The organism is Candidatus Hodarchaeum mangrovi (assembly GCF_975850365.1).
In genome coordinates, this window is the sequence record NZ_CDLCQJ010000013.1 from 1 (window position 1) to 3,360 (window position 3,360).

Sequence of the window (3,360 nt, forward strand, 5' to 3'; positions counted from 1 at the left end):
CCTGTGAGCTTTATTGATATTTATACCAGGAATTGCTGCTAAAATGAGCAATTGAATATCTTCTATTGTTTGTTCTTTCCTTGTTACAGATGGTAATTGATAATCTGAGGATCTTTCTTCTTGTTCACGTCTGGCTAGCTGGAAAAGAAATATTGCTGATTCTCTTAAATTACGAGTAAAAATAACAGATAATTGATAATCTAAAAGAATAGACCCTAATGCACCCATAAGACTATTAATATGAATTTGTCTTGGTATTTCTTCGAATTCCTGCTCTATAAGAAGAATAGCGATTTTTTGTTGAGCTAACCTAACTAATTGTGATTCTTGACCTGAAGAAGAGGGTTTAAATAATCTGCCATCTATAATTGAATCAATAAAATCTGAATAAGTTTTATATTCAACTAAAACACGATCAGATAATAAATAATCTCCTGCTTCTAAATCCTTTGATTCTAAAATAGCTCCCATCTTTTTCAATAGTTTAGGAAGGCGATGAGAGGTCTCTCGTGTATCAATGATTATTCTTGGATAAAATTCTTGTTTAATCTGTATTGAAGATTTTTCTGAAGGTTCTTCATCTTGTTTAAAAAATTGATCTAACCTTTTTTGAGGTTCTAATTTTACTTGTTTATTAAGTAATTTGGGTAATTCCTCTTTCAAAAACCGTTTCATTTTAGATTGCTTTCGTTTTATAGCCCAATACATAGCTTCGTCTCGTGTTCCCTTTGTAACTAAGTGTATAACTCGAGATCTTCTTTTTCGACCTCTTCCTTTTCGTTGGATGGATCTTACTACTGAAGGGACTGAATCATAAAAAACGACTAAGTCACAGTTGCCAACATCTAATCCTTCTTCCCCTACAGAGGTACTTAACAGAATTTGAACATTTCCATTCTTAAATTGTTCAACAACATTTACTTGCTCTTTTTGAGAGAGTCCTTTATCCTCTTTGGTACTTGAATGTCCCACAAAGATAGCAGAGTCATAACCTGCATTTTTTAGCTCACTAAAAAGAAATCGGACAGTATCTCTATAATTACTGAAGATAATAATTCGTGAATCATTTTTCTTATTTTCAACTAGGACATCTTTTAGTTCCGCTATTAAATGATTTAATTTAGGATGAAGAAGTGGATTTTCAATAAGTCGATCCTCAATAGCTATTAATCGTTCATCTTCTAAAAATAATCTTAATGCCTTCGAGGATGTTTTTTTTCTCCATTTATCTATACTATTTAGAGCCTGAGGAAATCCTTGACTTTCAACTAATTCTTTGAGATGTTGAACTCGAATTAAATTTGCGCTGACAACTAAAAGTTCTCCAAATACAGAATCCTTTTTTGTTAGCCCTACTACTTGTTGATGAATGGCTAGTGCTTCCCGTTTTCCGATATATTTTGTATTAAATGATATAGGAACCTTATCTTTCAGAAGAAAGATTAAATTGTCTTCAAAAGATTGTAAATCTTTTAAAATTTCATTGTAAATTAAAGGTAATTCAATCCATATAACTTTAGGGGTGTGTGTAGAGATATATTTACCAACATCATAATCGTTCTCATCAGTGACAGATATCTTTGAGATTCGTAAATTTTCACAGACTTCTAGAATCTTATCGGGATTATTTCCAGGAGTAGCAGTAAAACCGACAATTTGACATTTTGCTTGAGCAGCAATCCCTACATAGGCATAATCACCAGTTGCACGATGAGCCTCATCAATACATAAGAGACTAATGTTTTGAATATCCAATCGATTATATGTTAGATCATTTTCTATAGTTTGAGGAGTACTAACAATAATTTTTATCCCTTGATACATTTCAGTTCTTTTTTCAGGAGAAACTTCTCCAGATAATTCTAAGACTAAATCAGGAGTCAGATTCCCAATATATTCAAGAAACATTTCCTTAATTTGATGAACAAGAGGGCGAGTGGGAGTAAGAATGAGTATCTGTTTAGATCGTTCTTTCTGTAATTTATACGCTGTAAGATAAGCCATTATCACAGTTTTGCCTAGTCCTGTGGGTAAAACCACTAGTGTGTTTCCAGAATTAGCTACACACTCGGAAAAGATCATCTGCTGATAAACCCGAGGTTCAGCCTTTTCAGATACTAGATTTGTCATAAATTTTACCACTCAGGATTTAGTTTTTACAAATCTTTCTTGAATAAGTTCAAAATATACTTTTAAAAAATCATCTCTCATATGATTCAGAGAAAATTTCTTTCTTTAGAACCTGAAATACTATTATTACTTTTAACCAGATTAATTGAGATTATGAGGAAATGAATACTTTACAAAATCGAAATTTAATACCGATTACCAATCTTAATCCCTTTATATCTTATAAAGGCAAATTAAATGTCATTTAGTGGTATATTTTTTATTTTCTAAAAAAATGGGATATAGGTTATTAAGATCTTTTCCTAACATTTATGCAAATTTGAAGCTGTTCTATGACTAAAATTAGAAATAGCTTTAAAAGAATAAGTTCTCTTAAAATCACTATATATAAGAGAAATCGAATTGGGAAAGAATATGGCTAATCAAGAAGAAATAACTAAAAAAGAAGAACCATTAGTTGAAATTAAAAGAAAAATCATTGTTGACTTATGGCGTACTCGTTTACATGGAGAAATTGTTGGAATAAAGCAAAAAGAAGAATATATGGCAAAGTCGAGACAATTCAATCGAGATCTTGAATTATTTGGTGAAGTAAAGGAGGAGAAAAATGGCGAAGAAGAGACAATTGGTTATGTGGGATATCGTCAAGGCTTATGGGACGAAGAACAGGATAAACTAAATCGTCGCTTAGTCATAAAACTCTTTTCAAAAAGCATGTATTATCAAGGAACTATTGAAGAGCTGATTGGTAGAGAATTTACACGATCTATTTCAGCACGAAAAGATTTTCCATGTTTCACAGTATTATTAGATAATCATGATTATCTTATCTCAGTAAATAAGACTCGTGGAGGGATATTTGTTCCAGAATGGTTTGTTTTCCGACTTACTACCGAAAAAGGATTGATTCCCATAATACTAAAACATAAAATAGGCCCAGGAATAGACTATCGCGTAGTTAACGCCATAGGACAGAAACAATTTGGTATGATTGATGGGAAAAAGTTTGACATTGGAGGAAAGTTTGTAATCACATTAAAAGCTAAAGAAGACCTTTTGGATAATAATATAATTAGAACGCTGATTTTATTCGCTGCTTCGTTGAAATTCCATAAAGATATTTATGATAAAATCAAAACAGGTGTCAAGAAAATGAGAAAAGGAGAATGGGAAGGTCCTATACTCTCAAATGAGGAGCTCTTACTTCTTCGAAATCCAAGGGCTATCTTA

Annotated in this window: 2 protein-coding genes; one reads left to right on the forward strand and one right to left on the reverse strand. The window is 31.8% G+C overall.

From position 1 onward, the window contains the following. Window positions 1-2,130 (reverse strand): DEAD/DEAH box helicase (locus ACWVCY_RS01780; RefSeq protein WP_455139885.1); only part of this gene is annotated, 2,130 nt, incomplete at its 3' end. Between the two features lie 414 nt (window positions 2,131-2,544). On the opposite strand from ACWVCY_RS01780, the gene ACWVCY_RS01785 reads away from it, so the two are divergent. Next, a partial coding sequence (locus ACWVCY_RS01785) for a hypothetical protein (protein WP_455139887.1) occupies window positions 2,545-3,360 on the forward strand: 816 nt, incomplete at its 3' end.